Source organism: [Clostridium] polysaccharolyticum (assembly GCF_900111595.1).
Lineage (GTDB): Bacteria > Bacillota > Clostridia > Lachnospirales > Lachnospiraceae > Clostridium_AI > Clostridium_AI polysaccharolyticum.
The window spans coordinates 55,636-73,324 of sequence record NZ_FOHN01000016.1 but is presented as its reverse complement, the minus strand read 5'-3'; the positions used below and the strand labels follow the sequence as shown (position 1 = coordinate 73,324).

13 protein-coding genes and 2 pseudogenes are annotated in these 17,689 nt (G+C 37.1%); 9 read left to right on the top strand and 6 right to left on the bottom strand.

What is annotated here, in order from left to right:
- A pseudogene (locus BMY85_RS15775) lies at positions 1–248 on the top strand (group II intron reverse transcriptase/maturase); the annotation flags it as partial.
- 78 nt (positions 249–326) lie between these two features.
- Here the strand turns inward: BMY85_RS15775 and BMY85_RS10705 are convergent.
- Positions 327–1,112: an AraC family transcriptional regulator gene (locus BMY85_RS10705; RefSeq protein ID WP_177180750.1), complete on the bottom strand. Its 786-nt coding sequence runs from the start codon at positions 1,110–1,112 to the stop codon at positions 327–329.
- 398 nt (positions 1,113–1,510) lie between these two features.
- Between BMY85_RS10705 and BMY85_RS15770 the strand changes: the two genes are divergently transcribed.
- A complete protein-coding gene (locus tag BMY85_RS15770) occupies positions 1,511–3,940 on the top strand; it encodes a family 43 glycosylhydrolase (RefSeq protein WP_092478272.1) in 2,430 nt (809 codons plus the stop codon).
- A 195-nt stretch (positions 3,941–4,135) separates the two neighbouring features.
- Positions 4,136–5,350: an ROK family transcriptional regulator gene (locus tag BMY85_RS10695; RefSeq protein WP_092478271.1), complete on the top strand. Its 1,215-nt coding sequence runs from the start codon at positions 4,136–4,138 to the stop codon at positions 5,348–5,350.
- 71 nt (positions 5,351–5,421) lie between these two features.
- On the opposite strand, the gene rpoD is transcribed toward BMY85_RS10695, so the two are convergent.
- Positions 5,422–6,525 (bottom strand): RNA polymerase sigma factor RpoD, encoded by a 1,104-nt coding sequence (gene rpoD / locus BMY85_RS10690; RefSeq protein WP_092478270.1) that lies wholly within the window; start codon positions 6,523–6,525, stop codon positions 5,422–5,424.
- Between the two features lie 306 nt (positions 6,526–6,831).
- Here rpoD and BMY85_RS10685 point away from each other — a divergent pair.
- The 5 genes and pseudogenes from BMY85_RS10685 to BMY85_RS10670 all read left to right on the top strand — a co-directional run.
- Positions 6,832–7,656: pseudogene (locus BMY85_RS10685) on the top strand (P-loop NTPase); the annotation flags it as partial.
- Positions 7,648–8,094, top strand: a complete 447-nt coding sequence (locus BMY85_RS16280; protein ID WP_334292359.1) for a NifB/NifX family molybdenum-iron cluster-binding protein — start codon at positions 7,648–7,650, stop codon at positions 8,092–8,094. The pseudogene BMY85_RS10685 and the gene BMY85_RS16280, both read left to right, overlap by 9 nt.
- A 79-nt stretch (positions 8,095–8,173) precedes the next feature.
- Entirely contained in the window at positions 8,174–8,620 is a 447-nt protein-coding gene (locus BMY85_RS10680) for a GatB/YqeY domain-containing protein (RefSeq protein WP_092478268.1), read from the top strand.
- A gap of 109 nt (positions 8,621–8,729) precedes the next feature.
- Entirely contained in the window at positions 8,730–9,596 is an 867-nt protein-coding gene (fba, locus tag BMY85_RS10675) for a class II fructose-1,6-bisphosphate aldolase (protein WP_092478267.1), read from the top strand.
- A 111-nt stretch (positions 9,597–9,707) separates the two neighbouring features.
- Positions 9,708–12,488, top strand: a complete 2,781-nt coding sequence (locus BMY85_RS10670) for a GBS Bsp-like repeat-containing protein (RefSeq protein ID WP_177180749.1) — start codon at positions 9,708–9,710, stop codon at positions 12,486–12,488.
- A gap of 93 nt (positions 12,489–12,581) precedes the next feature.
- Here the strand turns inward: BMY85_RS10670 and BMY85_RS10665 are convergent, their stop codons facing one another.
- The 4 genes from BMY85_RS10665 to BMY85_RS10650 form a co-directional block, all read right to left on the bottom strand.
- Positions 12,582–13,556 carry an SPFH domain-containing protein gene (locus BMY85_RS10665; protein WP_092478265.1) on the bottom strand — a complete coding sequence of 325 codons (975 nt, stop codon included), beginning with the start codon at positions 13,554–13,556 and terminating at the stop codon, positions 12,582–12,584.
- Between the two features lie 48 nt (positions 13,557–13,604).
- Entirely contained in the window at positions 13,605–14,360 is a 756-nt protein-coding gene (locus BMY85_RS10660) for a TPM domain-containing protein (RefSeq protein ID WP_177180748.1), read from the bottom strand.
- Entirely contained in the window at positions 14,360–15,478 is a 1,119-nt protein-coding gene (locus tag BMY85_RS10655; RefSeq protein ID WP_092478263.1) for a hypothetical protein, read from the bottom strand. The genes BMY85_RS10660 and BMY85_RS10655 overlap by 1 nt, the downstream gene beginning before the upstream one ends.
- A gap of 154 nt (positions 15,479–15,632) precedes the next feature.
- Positions 15,633–16,313, bottom strand: coding sequence for a PspA/IM30 family protein (locus BMY85_RS10650; protein ID WP_092478262.1), 681 nt, complete (start codon positions 16,311–16,313; stop codon positions 15,633–15,635).
- A 225-nt stretch (positions 16,314–16,538) separates the two neighbouring features.
- Here BMY85_RS10650 and BMY85_RS10645 point away from each other — a divergent pair, with 225 nt between their 5' ends.
- Positions 16,539–17,399 (top strand): class I SAM-dependent methyltransferase, encoded by an 861-nt coding sequence (locus BMY85_RS10645; RefSeq protein ID WP_092478261.1) that lies wholly within the window; start codon positions 16,539–16,541, stop codon positions 17,397–17,399.
- Positions 17,400–17,689 lie beyond the last annotated feature (290 nt).

Here is a 17,689-nt window from a genome sequence, read left to right as displayed (position 1 = left end):
ATGAATGGCTGCGTCATAAGATAAGGACAATCTATTGGAAACAATGGAAGAAGGTTAAGACGAAATTCAAGGAACTCAAAAAGTTAGGCGTGGAGGAAGAAAAAGCATGGATATGTGCAAATATGCGAAATGGCAACTGGTATTGCGGTGGTTATTTTGTGTTACAAACTGCGTTTAAGAATAAGAAACTCCGCGAACTTGGATACCCAACATTCACAGAGTTTTATTTGAAAATATGTGAAAACTAGAGAAGCGCCGTATACGGAACCGTACGTACGGTGCTGTGGGAGGTCGGTAGATAAGATAATTATCTACCTCCTACCCGATTACCTGCATTTTCGGTACTGCGTTGGTGTTAGTCCGCAATGCTGCTTAAACTGGCGGATTAAGTGAAGCTGGTTGTGGTAGCCGCACTGAGCAGCGATATCTTCCAACGTCATATCAGTTGTTGTTAAGTAGTATTTTACTTTGCGCAAACGGCTATTAATGATATCCGTAATAATACTTCGGCCAAAAATGTTCTTATAATTATGTTGAAAGGCGGAACGGCTCATGGATAGTTCAGCAGCCATGGAATCAACCGAACGATCAATTTGAGGGTTATTATAAATATCATTACGCAGAGCCTGCATACGAGCAAAATAGATGGAATCTTTTGTTGGGTAATATGTATGATTGTTGCATAGCACCCGTGCTAGTTTGTAAAATAAAAGCCGATAGTTTATTTCAATAAGTTCAGACTTGTACAGGTTATCCGAATTAAATTCGTAAATCATATTACGAATCGATGCATTTAAAGAACTAGTATCAGCTAATGAGACCACCTGGTTTATAGGAATGTTTAACGAATGAAAAAAAGCAATGTCTTCATCGGTTGCTATAAAGTGAAACCAGTCGTCTGCATAGTTTTGGTTGTAGGCTTTGTAACAATGAGGAAAATCATTTGAAAAGAGTACAAACGAGTTCTCTTTTACCACAAGTTCTTTTTGGTCATAGCGAAATACACCGGGTGTCCGTATTAAAAGAAACAGCCAGCTATCAATTCCGTTAGGACGGTTTACTTCAAATGATTCGTCATGTACATGATTATACCCAATACTAATTAGTTTCATAAAATTCCTCCTGGACATGTGTTTGTGTGCAGAAAAAGTCTGTGAGAACAGAAACTATATGCAAATTGTGCTAAGTTTAGTGTAACAATAAATCAGTTGCTATGCAACATTTGTTTCCAATTTCGTATTAACATGATTCATTTCTATGCGTAAAATGTTATAAATTCTTGTACTACATGTTATTGATTAAACTAAGTGTTTGGTATATTATAATAATGTAATTATTTTGTGCAATTATATACATTTGAATAGGAATTATGTGTGCAGAATTAGTAAACATTTTAGAATTTGTACTTTATTCATGTATATTTTTGCTAGATGAAAAAGGGATTTACATATTTTTTCATAGAATAATTACATAGTAACTAAAAAATATAAAATTATAAGGAGTGAGTTTTATGGGTTTCAAAAAACTGATATCGACATTCATGGTATGCGGGCTTATTGCAACATCTCTCGCTGATATTAATCCAGTAAAGCCAGTAGATGTAAAAGCTGCTGATGCCAGCAGTGTCTTTAACTCAGTTAACTTAGCGAAAAGTTATAAGAGTACATCCAATCACAATCCATGTATCACACAGAAATTTAGTGCTGATCCTGGAGTAATGGAATATAACGGAAGGGTATATGTATATGCTACAAATGACGGTTCTATGAGTTCAAATCCTGGTTCTGTTCAAGATAATACATATGCACAGATTAATCAAGTTAACGTTATGTCTTCAAGTGATATGGTGAACTGGACAGATCATGGTTCAATCAATGTTGCTGGCAGCAACGGTGCAGCACGTTGGGCAGGTAACTCCTGGGCACCAACAGCTTGTCACAAAAAGATTAACGGAAAAGAGAAATTCTTCCTATACTTTGCTAATAACGCAAATGGTATCGGAGTTTTAACAGCTGATTCACCTACAGGACCTTGGAAAGATCCTATTGGCAAAGCACTTATCAGCCGTAGTACAGCAAACTGTAACAATGTAACATGGTTATTTGACCCAGCTGTTTTAGTTGATTCAGATGGTACAGGTTATTTATATTTTGGTGGTGGCGTTCCAACAGGACAAAACTCCAATCCAAAAACTGCAAGAGTAGTTAAACTTGGCAATGACATGACAAGTCTTGCAAACACACCTCAGACAATTGATGCTCCTTGGCTTTTCGAAGATGCAGGCATCAACAAAATTGGCAATACATATTATTATTCCTATTGTACAAACTGGGCTGGCGGACCTTTAGGAAATGCTAAAATTGCTTATATGACAAGCAGCAACCCAATGGGACCTTTCACATACCAGGGTACATGTTTCAACAACCCAGGTGATTTCTTCGGAACTGTAGGAAACAATCACCACACAATCATTAACTTTAAGAACCAGTACTACATTTTCTATCATGCAGAATGGTTAAACAAACAAGCTTACGGCGCACAAAAAGGTTACCGTACAACACATGTAGACGTAATGCCTTTCAGTAATGGTAAATTTGGCCAGGCAAAAGGTTCTCTTACAGGTGTAACTCAGTTAGCAAATGTCAATCCATTTGAATCTAACAGAGCTGCTAACATAGCTTGGCAAGGTGGAGTTAATGTATATGGTTTAGGCGATACAACAGTTGCTTATAACAGAGGTGACTGGACAGGTGTATCTAATGTAGCATTTGGAAATGACGGAGCTGACAAAGTAACTCTTAGAGCAGCATCTCAAAATGGAGCAGTTATTAAGATCTGTTCCGGAAGTGCATCTGGCGCAGCAATTGGTTATGTTACAATTCCTGCAACAGGAAGTACAAGTAACTTTAAAACAGTAACAGAAAGCATCAGCAAAGTAACTGGAACAAAGAACGTATTCTTTGTAGCTTCAGGTGATGTTGTTCTTGATACATGGAGTTTCTCAAATGGAAACGGTTCTTCAACACCAGTAGTTGAACCATCTGTTGCTCCTACATCAAACCCACAGCCAGCTGGACAGGTTACTGATGGCTGGTATTACATCAAAAACACACTATCCCAGAAATATTTACAGGTAGCTGGTAACACAGGCAAAGCTGTAACAAATATCGAAATCGGTACAGGTACAGGTGCCGCTGGACAGAAATGGTATGTAACAAACAACTCTGATGGCTATATCACATTAAAGAGTGCCTTAGGTGACTTTATGATTGATATTGCAAACGGTGAAGATAAAGATGGTGCAAATGCACAGATCTATGATGCTTACGGCGGTAACGCTCAGCAGTTTATGTTACAGTCAACATCGGTAGCGAATGCATATATGATTACTACAAAAGCTAGTGCTGGAACAAAAACATTAGATGTTTACAATCATGCAACAGAAGATGGAACAAATGTATGTCAGTGGACAGCTTATGGCAATCCAAATCAGCAATGGATTTTTGAACCAGTTGGCGGAACACCATCGGTAGCACCAAGTGTAGCACCAAGCGTAGTGCCATCAGTAGCACCATCAGTAGCGCCATCAGTAGCACCAAGCGTAGAACCATCAAAAGCACCAAGTGCAACAACAGGCCTTCCTGCAGGTGTAACATGTGAATACAGTGTTGTTAGCGATTGGGGAAGCGGATTCCAGGGACAAATCGTTTTAACAAATAAATCTAGTCAGTCAATTAACGGATGGACATTATCATTCGATTACAACAGTTCAGTTCAGAGCTTATGGGGAGCTGACTTTGTTGGACAGACAGGTAAAAATGTTGTAATAAAAGCTCCAGCTTGGGATGCAAATTTACCAGCAGGTGGAAAAGTAACAATTAACTTTGTTGCTAATCTTGGAAGCGATAAGAATGCACCTACAAACTATTCTTTAAAATAATAATTTGTAACTTAGTTTGAATTTAATTAATAATTAAAATTAAGTTTATCTAAATTGAAAGCCTCAGAATATATAATTCTGGGGCTTTCTTTGGTGCAGATTAAAAAAATTACAAAAAAAGGTTTATTTGACGGAAGAATCAGAATTTAATATAATAGATATATATTTGTAGATCGAAAGGGTTTGGTGCAAAAGATGGAAAAGAAGGGGAAGAATTTAAAGTATCTTAGAGAGAATAACACACGAGAGGTACTGAAATACTTAGCATTAAACGGAGATTGTTCTAGAATAAAATTGTCAAAAGAGCTTGGACTATCAAAGATGACAATTACGAATATTGTAAATGACCTTCTGAAAAGCGATTACATATGTGAATCTGAATTAGTGAGCAGAGAGAACATGGGATGTACAGGTCCAAAACCAATTATGCTGAGTGTAAAACATAATAAAATCATTGCAATCGGTGTTTATGTTTCGAGAGAACGTTTAATATGTTCCCTTTCAGATGTAGCCAGTGGAGAATTCTATGTGGATCAGTATAAATTAGAACTTAGCAACGTAAAAAAAACATTCGTAAACGATTTATGCAGGTTAGTGCAAAAAGCGCTAGATTACCTTGGAGATAAGAGGAACTCCGTGATAGGCATTGGTCTGGCCACTGTCGGTCTGGTTAATAATTGTACAGGTACTCTTGTCCGCAGTACAGACTTTTTAGGTGATGCGCCTATTCCTATAAAGGATATATTAGAAGAAAGATTTCACATTCCAGTGTTTGCGTCCAATGATGCACAAGCAGCAATTATTGGTGAACAGCTGTATGGATATGGAAGAAAGTATAATAACTATTTATATCTGGGCCTTGGTCATGGCATTGGTTCGGCAGTGATCAGTGACGGAGAGCTTATTATCGGACGTAGGGGATTTGCGTTGGAAGCGGGTCATATGTCAATTGATTATAATGGAAAGAAGTGCGATTGTGGAAACAGAGGCTGTCTGGAAGTATATGCGAGTCTTCCAGTATTGTTATCAAAGAGCAGGACAAGTTCAGTAGATGAGCTGATGGAACATTATGAAAGTGGTGATGAAAGGGCAATTAGTGTTATGAATGAATTTGTTCATGCCGTTTCTGTAGGACTGACAAACTTAAGCAACCTATTTGATGTGGAGCTTATCATATTTGGGCACGAAGGGTCTTTATTTACCAGAAGTATCTTGGATCCAATTCAGAAAAATGTAAATACATATTCGTTTGCTAATAAGGGAAAAGAAGTACAGATAGTAACATCTACGTTTGGAACATTAGCAGGTCTTCGGGGTGCATCCTCCATCGTGTTCGCAAAATTTTTTAGTGGAGAAATAAGCTGGAACAGTTTCATGAGAAATGGCAATGAAGAAATGGAAGAAGTATAAGGTACATATAAATAAAAAAGAAAGCTGGAATACCGTAATATTTCCGCTTTCTTTTTAGATAATATTGAAGCTTAGCTTATATCATAACCTTTTAACATGCGTGCACGGCTTGGATGCCTTAACTTACGAAGTGCTTTTGCTTCAATCTGGCGAATACGTTCCCTTGTTACATTGAATTCTTTTCCAACTTCTTCAAGAGTTCTTGTGCGTCCGTCTTTTAAACCAAATCTAAGAATAAGAACCCTCTGTTCACGCTCTGTAAGGGTATCTAACAGCTTAGAAATCTGATCTTGCAATACGGAATACGCAGCCGCTTCTTCGGGACCAACAATGGACTCGTCTTTAATAAAGTCACCTAAATGGCTGTCATCTTCTTCACCGATAGGTGTATCAAGTGAAATAGGATCAGATGATACTTTTAAAATCTCACGAACTTTCTCGATAGGAAGATTCATTGCTTTGGCAAGTTCTATTTCGGTAGGTTCACGTCCTAGTTCCTGCAGCAAGTTACGGGAAACACGATAGGTTTTGTTAATAACCTCAGACATATGAACTGGAATTCGAATAGTTCTTGACTGGTCAGCAATGGATCTTGTAATTGCTTGCCTAATCCACCAGGTCGCATAAGTTGAGAACTTATAACCTTTTGAATAATCGAACTTATCAACCGCTTTAATTAAACCTAAGTTTCCTTCCTGAATTAAATCCAGAAAAGATAAACCTCTTCCTACATAACGTTTCGCAATACTGACAACAAGACGTAAGTTAGATTCTGCAAGAATCTTTTTTGCACCCTCGTCACCATCTTCAATACGTTTAGCTAATTCAATTTCTTCCTGAATAGAAAGCAGCGGATAATTACCGATTTCCTTCAAATATAACTTCACAGGGTCATCTGACATATAAGCTGTAGAAGGATCGGCAAGAGGAGAGATTTCGTCTTCCTGTTCAATCTGTAGAAGAACATCATCATCAGGATCCTCATCTGCAACATTTAAAACTAGAATATTGTGAGATTCCAAATATTCGTAAATCTTATCTATCTGATTGACATCAAGGTTAAGTTCCTTAAAAAAATCATTTACTTTGTCAACTTCTATTATTCCTTTATTCTTTTTTGCAAAAGAAACAAGGTCTTTCATTTTTTGTTCAAATACCTTAACTGCTTCACTCATATTTGTCCTCCATTACTTAAGGCTTTCCTCTTTTAGCGAAATTATAACCAAATAGCATTTTATCATAGTTTACCCCAGAATGCTACATTTTTTTTAATGTAAATAGTAACAGTTTTGGCATGCATATTTAAAATCTGCATTTTTAGTATTAAAAATTTTTAATACTAAAAATAGTTATATGGACAAAAATATAAATGTGGAAAGTTTGAGAATAGATACTAGATTTCTTATGTTTTTATGATATAATGATAATTGGTTTGATAAAAAACTAACATATTATTCTAATAAAAATCAGGAGGCAGAGCGATGAGTGAATCTTGTAGTGGAAGCTGTGGAAGCTGTTCGGAGTCATGCAGCTCAAGAAAACCCACAAAAGAAGAATTATTAGAGCCAATGAATCAGTATAGTAAAGTGAAAAGGGTAATTGGCGTTGTGAGTGGTAAAGGCGGCGTTGGAAAATCATTTATCACATCTTACTTATCTGTTCTCTTTCAAAGAAAAGGTTATGAAACAGCTATTTTGGATGCAGATGTAACAGGACCATCTATTCCAAAAGCATTTGGCATACATCAAAAAGCACAGGGAAATGAAATGGGTATTTTCCCAGCTGAAAGCAGAAACGGTACAAAAATTATGTCCGTGAATCTTCTGCTGGAAGAAGAGGAAATGCCGGTTATCTGGAGAGGACCTGTTATTGCAGGTACAGTAAAACAGTTTTGGAGCGATGTAATCTGGGGAAATGTAGATTATATGTTTGTAGATATGCCACCAGGAACAGGCGATGTACCATTAACAGTATTCCAGTCACTTCCTCTAGATGGAATTATTATTGTGACATCTCCGCAGGATTTAGTATCCATGATTGTTGGAAAAGCTGTTAATATGGCAAAAGCAATGGATGTTCCGATTATTGGACTGGTAGAAAATTATAGTTACGTGGAATGCGATAACTGTAATCATAAAATTCAGGTATTTGGTGAGAGTAAAATAAATGAAGTAGCTTCCAAATACAGCTTGGAACTTTTAGCCGAAATGCCGCTGTCCCAGACAATTGCACGTGCGGTTGATAAAGAGGATGTGGAAGGGTTGGAAGGCAGCTGGCTAGATGAAGCTGTAAACTATATAGAAGCAGCCTGCCCGGTAATTGGTGGGGAAGAGGAAAGCAGTTTCAATCAGGGAAATGCTGGACTTAGAATTGCGGTTACAACAGATGATCAGGATAATGTATTCCAGCATTTTGGAAGCTGTGAAAAATTTGCTATTTATGAGATTCAAGATGGCAAATTAATAAGCAAAGAGTATGTTGCATCTACGGGAAGTGGACATGATGAATTAAGCCAGATGATGGCTGACAATAAGATTAATGTCTTAATCTGTGGTGGAATTGGACAAGGTGCAATGATGGCACTTTTCCAAAATGGAATTCAAGTTGTACCTGGCCAGACTGGTGATATTAACGTTGCGGTTTCCACATTTCTTGATGGCGGCATAGCAGTATCAAGTGAATCAACTTGTCAGGGACATAGTGAGGAAGGCTGTGGCTGCGGATGTGGCGGAAGCTGTCATTAGTGTAAAACTTAACATTTCCATGTAGAATAGTTTATGTAGTAATGAGGCAATATAATTTATGTTATAAGGAGGATATATTGTGAGTCGTATTGATGAAGTAAGAGCTTTGATGATGCAGGCAATGAAAGATAAAGATAAGCCGAGAAAAGATGCACTATCTGCTTTGCTTACAGCATTAAAGAATAAGGCGATTGATAAACGGGCTGATTTAACAGTGGAAGAAGAAAACGAAGTTGTCTTAAAACAAATCAAGCAGCAGAAAGAGACTTTGGAATTAACTCCAGCTGACAGAACGGATATCATAGAAGAATGCAATACAAGAATTGCTATTTTCAATGAGTTTGCGCCAAAGATGATGGATGAAGCCCAGATTGAAGCAGAAATCAAAAACTGTATTGCAGAACTTGGGTTAGAAACCGCTACTATGAAAGAAAAAGGAAAAATAATGAAGGTTTTAATGCCTAAAGTTAAAGGAAAAGCGGAAGGAAGCTTAGTAAATCAAGTACTTAGTAAAATTCTACAGTAATGATATTCCCTTTTCTGAAAATATAGGTTATAATAGGAGCAATTACTAAGAAGGATAACCTTCTTTTTAGAATAAATCATTATACAATAAGATATGGAGGAATAATATTATGGCATTAGTATCAGCTAAAGAAATGCTTACAAAAGCTAAAGCAGGAAAATATGCAGTAGGTCAATTTAACATCAACAACTTAGAATGGACAAAATCTATTCTTTTAACAGCTCAGGAATTACAGTCTCCAGTTATCCTTGGTGTATCTGAAGGTGCTGGTAAATACATGTGCGGATACAAAACAATCGTTGGTATGGTAAAAGGCATGATCGAAGAATTAAACATTACTGTACCAGTTGCCCTTCACTTAGACCACGGTTCATTTGAAGGTGCAAAAGCTTGTATCAATGCTGGTTTCTCTTCTATCATGTTCGATGGTTCCCACTACCCAATCGAAGAAAACATTGCAAAAACTACTCAGTTAGTAAATGCTTGTGATATTTTGGGAATTTCTCTTGAGGCTGAAGTAGGTTCTATCGGTGGAGAAGAAGATGGTGTCGTAGGTGCTGGTGAATGTGCTGACCCTGCTGAATGTAAAGCAGTTGCTGACTTAGGTGTAACTATGTTAGCTGCCGGTATTGGTAACATTCATGGTAAATATCCAGAAAACTGGGCTGGATTAAGCTTCGAAACATTAGATGCAATCCAGAAAGAAACAGGAGATATGCCATTAGTATTACACGGTGGTACAGGTATTCCTGAAGATATGATCAAAAAAGCTATTTCTCTTGGTGTAGCTAAAATCAACGTAAATACAGAATGCCAGTTATCATTTGCAGATGCTACAAGAAAATATGTAGAAGCTGGAAAAGATTTAGAAGGCAAAGGTTTCGACCCTCGTAAACTTTTAGCTCCAGGTGCAGAAGCTATTAAAGCAACTGTGAAAGAAAAAATGGAATTATTCGGTTCCGTAGGAAAAGCTTAATTTATTTTTTATAGAACAAAAGATTTTTTTGAAGCAGGTAGGATGAGTCGGTAAAATGTTTACCGGCTCATTTTGTCTAAGACTGGAAAAATTGATTTTATGGAGGAAAAGATGAAAAATATCATAAGGAATAAGCATATATTTATAGGGTTTTTTGTGTTTGCCTGCATCTTTTTTTATGTTATTCCAATAAAAATTCAGGCATCTTCATCGATAAAGCTTGATGTGCAGGTAAATAAGGAAAAAGGCATATGTGAGTATACGGTTTCTGGTCTTGGGAACTGGTATATGAATACTATAATGGATGTACGAGTCAACCGTGCTGGAGATACAAAAGAGGATTATGTTTATAATGAAAGAATTGTATTGGATGTACATAACTGTGAGAATGGAGTTTTTAGAGGACAAATCCATATTGCAGATATTAAACAATACGAAAATGTAAAATACTATGTTTCGGTTTTAGCTGGTGATGAATATATAGAAGCAGATCATGCAATTGAGTTTGGGAATAGTAATTCGGAATATCCGTTACCTTCCGCATCTTCCACACCAGAACCTTCAAAAACGCCGGTTCCATCGGCTAGTGTAAAACCAGTAGTATCAAAGAAACCAGTAAAGCCAGTTGAGTGGGTATTTACAGCTGATAAAAAGACTGGTTCCCAAGTAAGAGTATTTGAGTATGGTCCTTCTGTTTTGGGAGGAACATCTGTAGATGCTGGAAGCGAAGCAGCTGTTTATGTATGGAAGAAGGAAAAAGGAAGCAGTGAGTCTAATGCTGTTCAGATAGGGGACAATCAGGTTATTGGTTCTGAAAAGCTTATTTGGAAAGCAGACATTAGTAAATTTGAGAAGGGTTACGGAACATATTTTGCAAAGCTTGTTGTAACCAAGGGAAATCAGAAGGAAACAAAAGAAACCACACATTTTGTCATTCAGCCAGAGTGTACTAGTTTCACTACAAAAGTAACCAGTGCATTAGAGGCAAAGCAGTCTTTTGGAATTTACCTGAAAGGCCTTGAGAATCCTTATGGAGTAAAAGATGTAAAATTTGAAATTTATGATGGAAGCAAGAAATTATATACTTCTACAGCAAAGCCGCAGAATGACAGCAGAACTTATTATTATGCGGCTGTAAGTATGGAGGACATAAAATATAAATTAGGCTATTTTACAGTAAAAGCAGTTGTGAAAGATAAGAGTGGCAACACCAGATTAGTTTCCAGTACGACAAAGATAGATAGAAGAGCTAAAAAGGGTACTGTAAAGGTGATTAGCCATTCTGACAAAACAATGGAGTTTAACTTAGAAAATGCTTATATCCCAGGAAAAATTAAAAAAGTATCATTTGAAGTGTATCGAAAAGCAGATGGGAGTAAAAAATCTCGTTTTTACAGTGCAACGTATTCATCATCCTGGAAAACTTATACGGGAAAGATGGATATATCTACATTTCAGTATAAGGGAACAGGAACTTATCAAGTGAATGCATATGGGTATACCCAGTGGAAGACAAAGGTGCTTTTAAACAAGTCAACATTTAAGGTGTCAGGGGCAGCAGCGAAGCTTACGGCGAAAAGCCCAAGTTCTAAAAATGGCACATTTGTCTTGACTGTCAGCAAGATAAACTCCAGATCAGGAGTATCTAATGTTTCTGTGAAGGTATGGCGGACAGGAGAAACAAAGGATGCTTATGCTTATACAGGGGTAAAACAAAGTAATGGTACTTATAAGGTTACAGTAGATGCGAAAAATCATGGATATCATTTTGGAACCTATCATGCAAAAGCATATGTGACTATGGGAAATGGAATCAAAGTCAAGTCAGCATCTTTAAGTTATACTTTTAAGCCTGATGATTTTATGTACATGATGAAGACAAATGTGGAGGGTGGCAAAAAAGTATATTTATATAACCCAAGTCAAAAAGGTACTGTAACATTCCAGGTATACAGTAAGACTGATGGAACAGATGACCTAGTTACTTATCAGGGAAAGAAAAGCGGAAGTGGCTATTATGCTGTTATTATGTTAAATAAGCTTAGACACCCAGGAATTGTAATGGTAAAAGCAAAAGTTGGAAATACAACAGTCCGTACTTATACATTTTCTATTAGTAAAAGTGAGATAGGTAAAAATGGATGGGTTTATGAGCCTTATCAGGGAAAAACTTATAAATTTTATTATAAAGATGGTGAAAAGGTAACAGATTTAACAGATATTTTGGGAATTAAGGAAAGCAACGATTCGAATGTAAATAATTTTAGAGTTGAAGTAAACCGTGCGGCATGCTGTGTAACGGTTTATGCTTATGACAGTGAGAAAAAATCTTACTGTATTCCTGTAAAGACCTGTACCGTATCTATTGGCCGTGATACTTGGACCAATAAAGGAGCAAGTGGCTTATCTGAAGATACCTCATATACACCAATCGGCGACTTTAGCATTAGCAGTAACGGAACTAGTGTCAAATATACCATGAAGCCAATGTATGAACCAGATGGAAGTGTTGTATATGCAAGATGGGCATCCCATGTAGTTGGAAATGTATATTTCCATTCCATAGCAGTAGGTGCTGACTCACATTACGCATTGAATCCGAATCACTATAACAAATTGGGCTCACCAGCTTCAGCAGGCTGTATTCGTATGACGGTAGCAGATGCAAAATGGTTTTACGATTATGTATCTAAGGGAACACCTGTTAAGATTGTAACAGGAAATGCAAGTGCGCCAGGGCCTTTAGGAAAAAATCCTGCTATTAAGATTTCGTCTTCCATTCATTATGACCCAACTGATCCAGCAGTTCCAAACTCAACAAAGGAAAAGGATTATAAAGCTGGAAGAATCAGTGGTTACATGACTTCAGGCGGAAAGAAAGTTGGATATTAAGATTATTAAAAGAGTGATGAAAAAGCATGATTCATTGTAATAGGTACAATGAATCATGCTTTTGACTTATAAACTTATATATAAAGTTCGCCTTTATAGTTTCTGGCCACAGTTCGGACAGAAGTTAGCTCCATCTGTTTTTGTTCCGCAGTTTGGACAGAAGTTTGGTTTTGCTCCAGTGTTTGAAGCTCCATTTGCCTGTGCAGGACCATTGTTAGGAGCAGTATTATTCATCTGGTTCATCATCTGATTTGCCATCTGCATGCCCATCATCATGCCAGCCATATCAGAAGCCATACCACCACCACGAACATTGCCATTGGCAATGCCATCTGTCATGGAAATCTGCTGATAACGGTTTACATCACCTACCATGCCCTGAGATGCAACTTTATCAATCATTTTCTGAACAGATTCAGGATAGTTAATGCTTCCAATCGTAAAAGCAGTAATGGTTAATCCAGAAGATATAAGTTCCATATCTAAGTCAGTCTTAATGCCTTTGGAAATTTCGTAAGAGTTTGCCATTAAGTTAAACATATCTTTTCCTTCCTGAACAATCCATTTCATTAAGAGCTGGTCGAGGACTGCTGTGATACGTTCTCTTACATCTTCAACGGTATAGCTGTTCTTAACACCAGCGATTTTGTCAATTAGTGTAACATAATCATTTATTTTAAAAGTAAAAGTCCCATTGGCACGGACTGGAAGTCCCCCAGGCATCTGTGGATGAGGTAAATTAATAGGACCTCTTGTTCCCCAGCGAACCTGAAATTCCTTTGTATTTACAAAGAGCACCTCAGCACGCATTCCACTATTAAAGCCAAATTTAAATCCTTTTAAAGTTGAAAGAAAAGGAATAATTTGAGATTCAATATCATAGTCACCATCCTCTTTAAAAATACCTTCAATTCGTCCGTTATTTAAAAAGATTGCATCCTGTCCAGGACGTATAATAAGCTTACTGCCTTTTTTGATTTCCCGGTTACTCCATTTCCAGAAGATCATATCATCCCGAAATTCTTCCCATTCTACTACATTTGATAATTCTTTTGAAAATAAACCCATGTGAATCTTCCTTTCTATTTGTAAATCTTGTTTTGTAATAAAAGTATATTAAAAACTGGAACTTCCAGAAGAATGACTGTGTCCGCCACCGCCACCTTTACTGTTTGATGAATTTTGCCGTTTGTGGCGTGTAGTGGTAGTATGTGTATAGATATCGCGTTTGGCAAGTAGCTTTGAGGAGGAAAAATCTAAGTATGTATTGACGTTAGTAGTATCTTTTCCACCAGAGTTTGCCACCATAATCAAGACAATAATTCCTGCAAAAACCATAGAACCAAGAAGGCATAAACCAGCACGAGGAATCAGGGCTTCCCCTTTATGATTCATGTAATACTGAACTTGTTCTATATAGTAGCAGGTTGCTTCATAATAATGTTCTGATTTACAGTCAGAAACCATGTTATCAGTAATAGTCTTAGCACGTTTGCTGCTAATATATAGATTGCCCTTTCCATATCCTTGAATCAGGATTTTCCTGTCAGCTGGATCTATATTAATGACTAGTAGAACACAGTCATTAGAAAAATTCTGATTTTCCCAGAATTCAGAAATGTAATTGTCTAAATCTGCATTTCCAATACCGTTTAACGTAATGGCAACAATTTCTATGCCTAAGGAATCACCTGTTTCGGAGAGTTTCTTTTGCAAGTCAGCCTCTTGTTCTAGTGTATATAAATCAGCAGTATCAAATATAACTTCAGAGGCACTGTTTTTAGCCAGAATAATATCAGGAGCAGAAACTGCTGAAATGATACATAAGCAGATCATTACAAGGGGAAATAGGAATGCAACATGTCTTTTCATTAGAATGCACCTCCTGCTGCCATAGTAATCAAAAATGAGATAAGAAACGTAACTAGTGTAATGGAGCCCCACCATAAGGCTACTTTTCCCTTGCTGACTGGAGGTTTTCCCACCACCTTGCCTGTTTGCCCGTTCATGGCAAAGAGATAATTTTTTCCGTTAAAATTATAAGAAAGCATCCAGACAGGCAACAAAGAATAGATGGCATTTTTCTGTCTGGTATCGTAACTTCGATCTGTGAAAGTAACAGAAGAATATCCAGTAATGGTGTTGCTGATATACTGATCCATATAATGCTCTGTTTTCTGTTTAATACGTGGAAATAGTTCAGCATCTGTATAGTTGTATTTTTCAGCAATAAAGCCAGACAGGTATGGAGTATTAAAGTCCGTTAAATCTTGATAAGTATAAGGTTCTAATTTATCCATCATATCATCGGGCATTTTTTCAGAAGCATCAGCAGGAATATCATTAAAATTCAAAGAGACTTTTCGATAGACTTGATAATGTCTTGTTTCTGTGACATCATAATCTCCGGAAGTATAATGCCGGACCTTAGTTGCATGGGCATGAGCTTCCCCACGGCCGTTTACATCATATAGCCAGAATGGAACATACATACCAGTGATACTGGATATACGGTCGGCTTTTGTGAAATCCTTTGGAGTAATCAGTCCGTGTTTACACCATTTTTTGAATGTTTCTTCTGCTCGTTCCTTGCTAATGGTAAATGGAATTACTTTAGAAGGTGCCATTTTTCCAGATAAACGGTCTCCTAATATCATAGGAGAATTACAATAGGAGCATATTGTGGCTGTAGTATCTGCATCAGTTATCAGTTCGGCACCACAATTCTGGCAGATATAATGTTTTGCTTCATTATCCTCGTATGTACCATAAGTAGACTGTTCTTCAAAATCTTCAAAATCACCATAAACTTCATCCACATCATCCGCTGAAGCTTCTGCATCGTGGCTCTGTTTGGCATTGGGATCGAAATCAGGTTCCATATCTTTAATGTTTTGGGTTTTGCCACAGCTTGGGCATTTCAGCAGACGGCTGTCAGCATCATATTGCATATCGGCACCGCAATCAGGGCATTTGTGTTGTAAGATCAAGAAATTAGCACTCCTTTCCAAATTCGGTTGTATTTGATGGGTTAAGAATAAATCTTAACTTCAAGTTGAATACATTATATGTGGTTTTATCTTTACATAGTATAAAAATGGCTGACTTCTGTATCGGCAAAAGCCAGCCTGAAAGGTTATAGTATTAAGGCTGAATATTTAAACTTGCTTTTAAAGCTTCCAATTCAGCATCTACGGAACTGTTCGGATTGTCATATTTGCTTGTGAGGTCTTTTAACTCATCTTTAGTGCCAGCATTTAGTTCAGCCATTGCATTGGCCTTATCCAGTGCTTTATTGGCTTTTTCTTCGTAACGTTCGAAAGCAGCCATGGAATTGTTCGCACCATCAATGGAACCAGTCATCTTATTAATACGTTCTTGTGTTTTAGCAGCAGCAAGTTTTGCTTTAATTGCATCACGACGGGACTCCATTTCGGAGATATCTCTGACTAACTTGTTGTGCATAGCTTTCATATTGTCCGCATTGTTTTTTGCAGTATCATAAGCGGCTTGAAGTTCAGCTTGTTTTGCAGTGAGTTCCGCTTTCTTTTCAAGAAATTTTTTCGCATCTGCATCATTTCCTGCCTGCAGTGCCTTCACTGCATAAGCCTGATATTTCTCTATTTCCTCAGTGCATTCTGTAAGTACTCTTTTGGTACGCTGTTCCTCTGCCATAATAGAAGCCGTTTCCGCTTTTACTTTCCCTAAATCACTGTTTAAGTTTCTAAGGCACTGGTCAATCATTTTCTCAGGATCTTCCGCTTTGTCTAGTAAGGCGTTTACATTGGCAGACATAATATCTTTGAAACGTGTTATAATTCCCATAAAAACCTCCATAATACAGTTGATTTCGTATGTAGGATACGATACTTTAAGTTTAGGGGTTTTTATGGATTACGTCAAGAATAATGTGGAAAAGTAATAGTATTTTAAGAAATTCAACTTTAATATGAAAAATTACCAATAGGTTGACAATAAACAAAACCTACGGTATCTTAGTAATAATGATTATAATTATAATAAGAAGAAAGACGAAAGGTAAGTAATATCATGTGGATTGCAGATGGATGGAAAGACTATGAAGTAATTGACACGTCCAATGGTGAAAAACTAGAACGCTGGGGAGAATATACCTTATTAAGACCAGACCCACAGGTTATCTGGGATACTCCTAAAAAGCATAAAAAATGGAAACAGTTAAATGGCCATTACCATAGAAGTAATAAAGGTGGCGGAGAATGGGAGTTCTTTGACCTTCCAGAGCAGTGGGAGATTCATTATAAGGACTTAACATTCCACTTGAAGCCATTCAGCTTTAAGCATACAGGCCTTTTTCCAGAACAGGCAACCAACTGGGACTGGTTTGGAGATAAAATCCAGAAGGCAGATAGACCTATTAATATATTGAATTTATTTGCTTATACAGGTGGTGCGACCTGTGCAGCAGCTAAGGCAGGAGCAAGTGTAACCCATGTAGATGCATCCAAAGGCATGGTTACATGGGCGAAAGAAAATGCAGTTGCATCAGGATTAGAAGAAGCACCAATCCGCTGGATTGTAGACGATTGCGTAAAATTTGTAGAACGTGAAATACGCCGTGGGAGAAAATATGATGGCATCATTATGGATCCCCCTTCCTATGGAAGAGGGCCAAAAGGAGAGATTTGGAAAATTGAAGAAAAGATTTATCCATTTATTGAACTTTGTTCGCAGGTGCTATCGGACAAACCATTATTTTTCCTTGTAAATTCTTATACAACAGGACTTCAGCCAGCAGTATTGTCCTATATGATGAATACCGTTCTTGTAAATCAATATGGGGGCAAGGTAAAGGCGGAGGAAATTGGACTTCCTGTTACATCCAATGGATTAGTGCTTCCATGTGGAGCTTCAGGGCGTTGGGAGAAGTAAGTCTTAAAAGCAGGTTAAAATTAATTATGGATGATTTATTAACAGCAGGCAGATAAGGAAAAGCAAGAAAACACACTTCTTTTGCCAGCCTGTTTTTTAAGGCAAAGACAGAGTTTCTTCTATAACATAATATATGTTTAGGAACAACATAATAAAAGATATGTTTAGGCAGCTTCTGAATTGGATATCCTAGAGAAGCTGCTATGATAAATAAGTAGAACAAAAGAAAACTCAAATTACCAAAAAAGATAAATTAATTTATAAAAAAAACTTGCAAAAATTATTATACT

What these genes read in the sequence shown, in the direction of transcription:
- BMY85_RS10705 (WP_177180750.1), bottom strand. Translation starts at nt 1,112, where the DNA reads ATGAAACTAATTAGTATTGGGTATAATCATGTACATGACGAATCATTT.
- BMY85_RS15770 (WP_092478272.1), top strand. Translation starts at nt 1,511, where the DNA reads ATGGGTTTCAAAAAACTGATATCGACATTCATGGTATGCGGGCTTATT.
- BMY85_RS10695 (WP_092478271.1), top strand. Translation starts at nt 4,136, where the DNA reads ATGGAAAAGAAGGGGAAGAATTTAAAGTATCTTAGAGAGAATAACACA.
- rpoD (WP_092478270.1), bottom strand. Translation starts at nt 6,525, where the DNA reads ATGAGTGAAGCAGTTAAGGTATTTGAACAAAAAATGAAAGACCTTGTT.
- fba (WP_092478267.1), top strand. Translation starts at nt 8,730, where the DNA reads ATGGCATTAGTATCAGCTAAAGAAATGCTTACAAAAGCTAAAGCAGGA.
- BMY85_RS10670 (WP_177180749.1), top strand. Translation starts at nt 9,708, where the DNA reads ATGAAAAATATCATAAGGAATAAGCATATATTTATAGGGTTTTTTGTG.
- BMY85_RS10665 (WP_092478265.1), bottom strand. Translation starts at nt 13,556, where the DNA reads ATGGGTTTATTTTCAAAAGAATTATCAAATGTAGTAGAATGGGAAGAA.
- BMY85_RS10660 (WP_177180748.1), bottom strand. Translation starts at nt 14,360, where the DNA reads ATGAAAAGACATGTTGCATTCCTATTTCCCCTTGTAATGATCTGCTTA.
- BMY85_RS10650 (WP_092478262.1), bottom strand. Translation starts at nt 16,313, where the DNA reads ATGGGAATTATAACACGTTTCAAAGATATTATGTCTGCCAATGTAAAC.
- BMY85_RS10645 (WP_092478261.1), top strand. Translation starts at nt 16,539, where the DNA reads ATGTGGATTGCAGATGGATGGAAAGACTATGAAGTAATTGACACGTCC.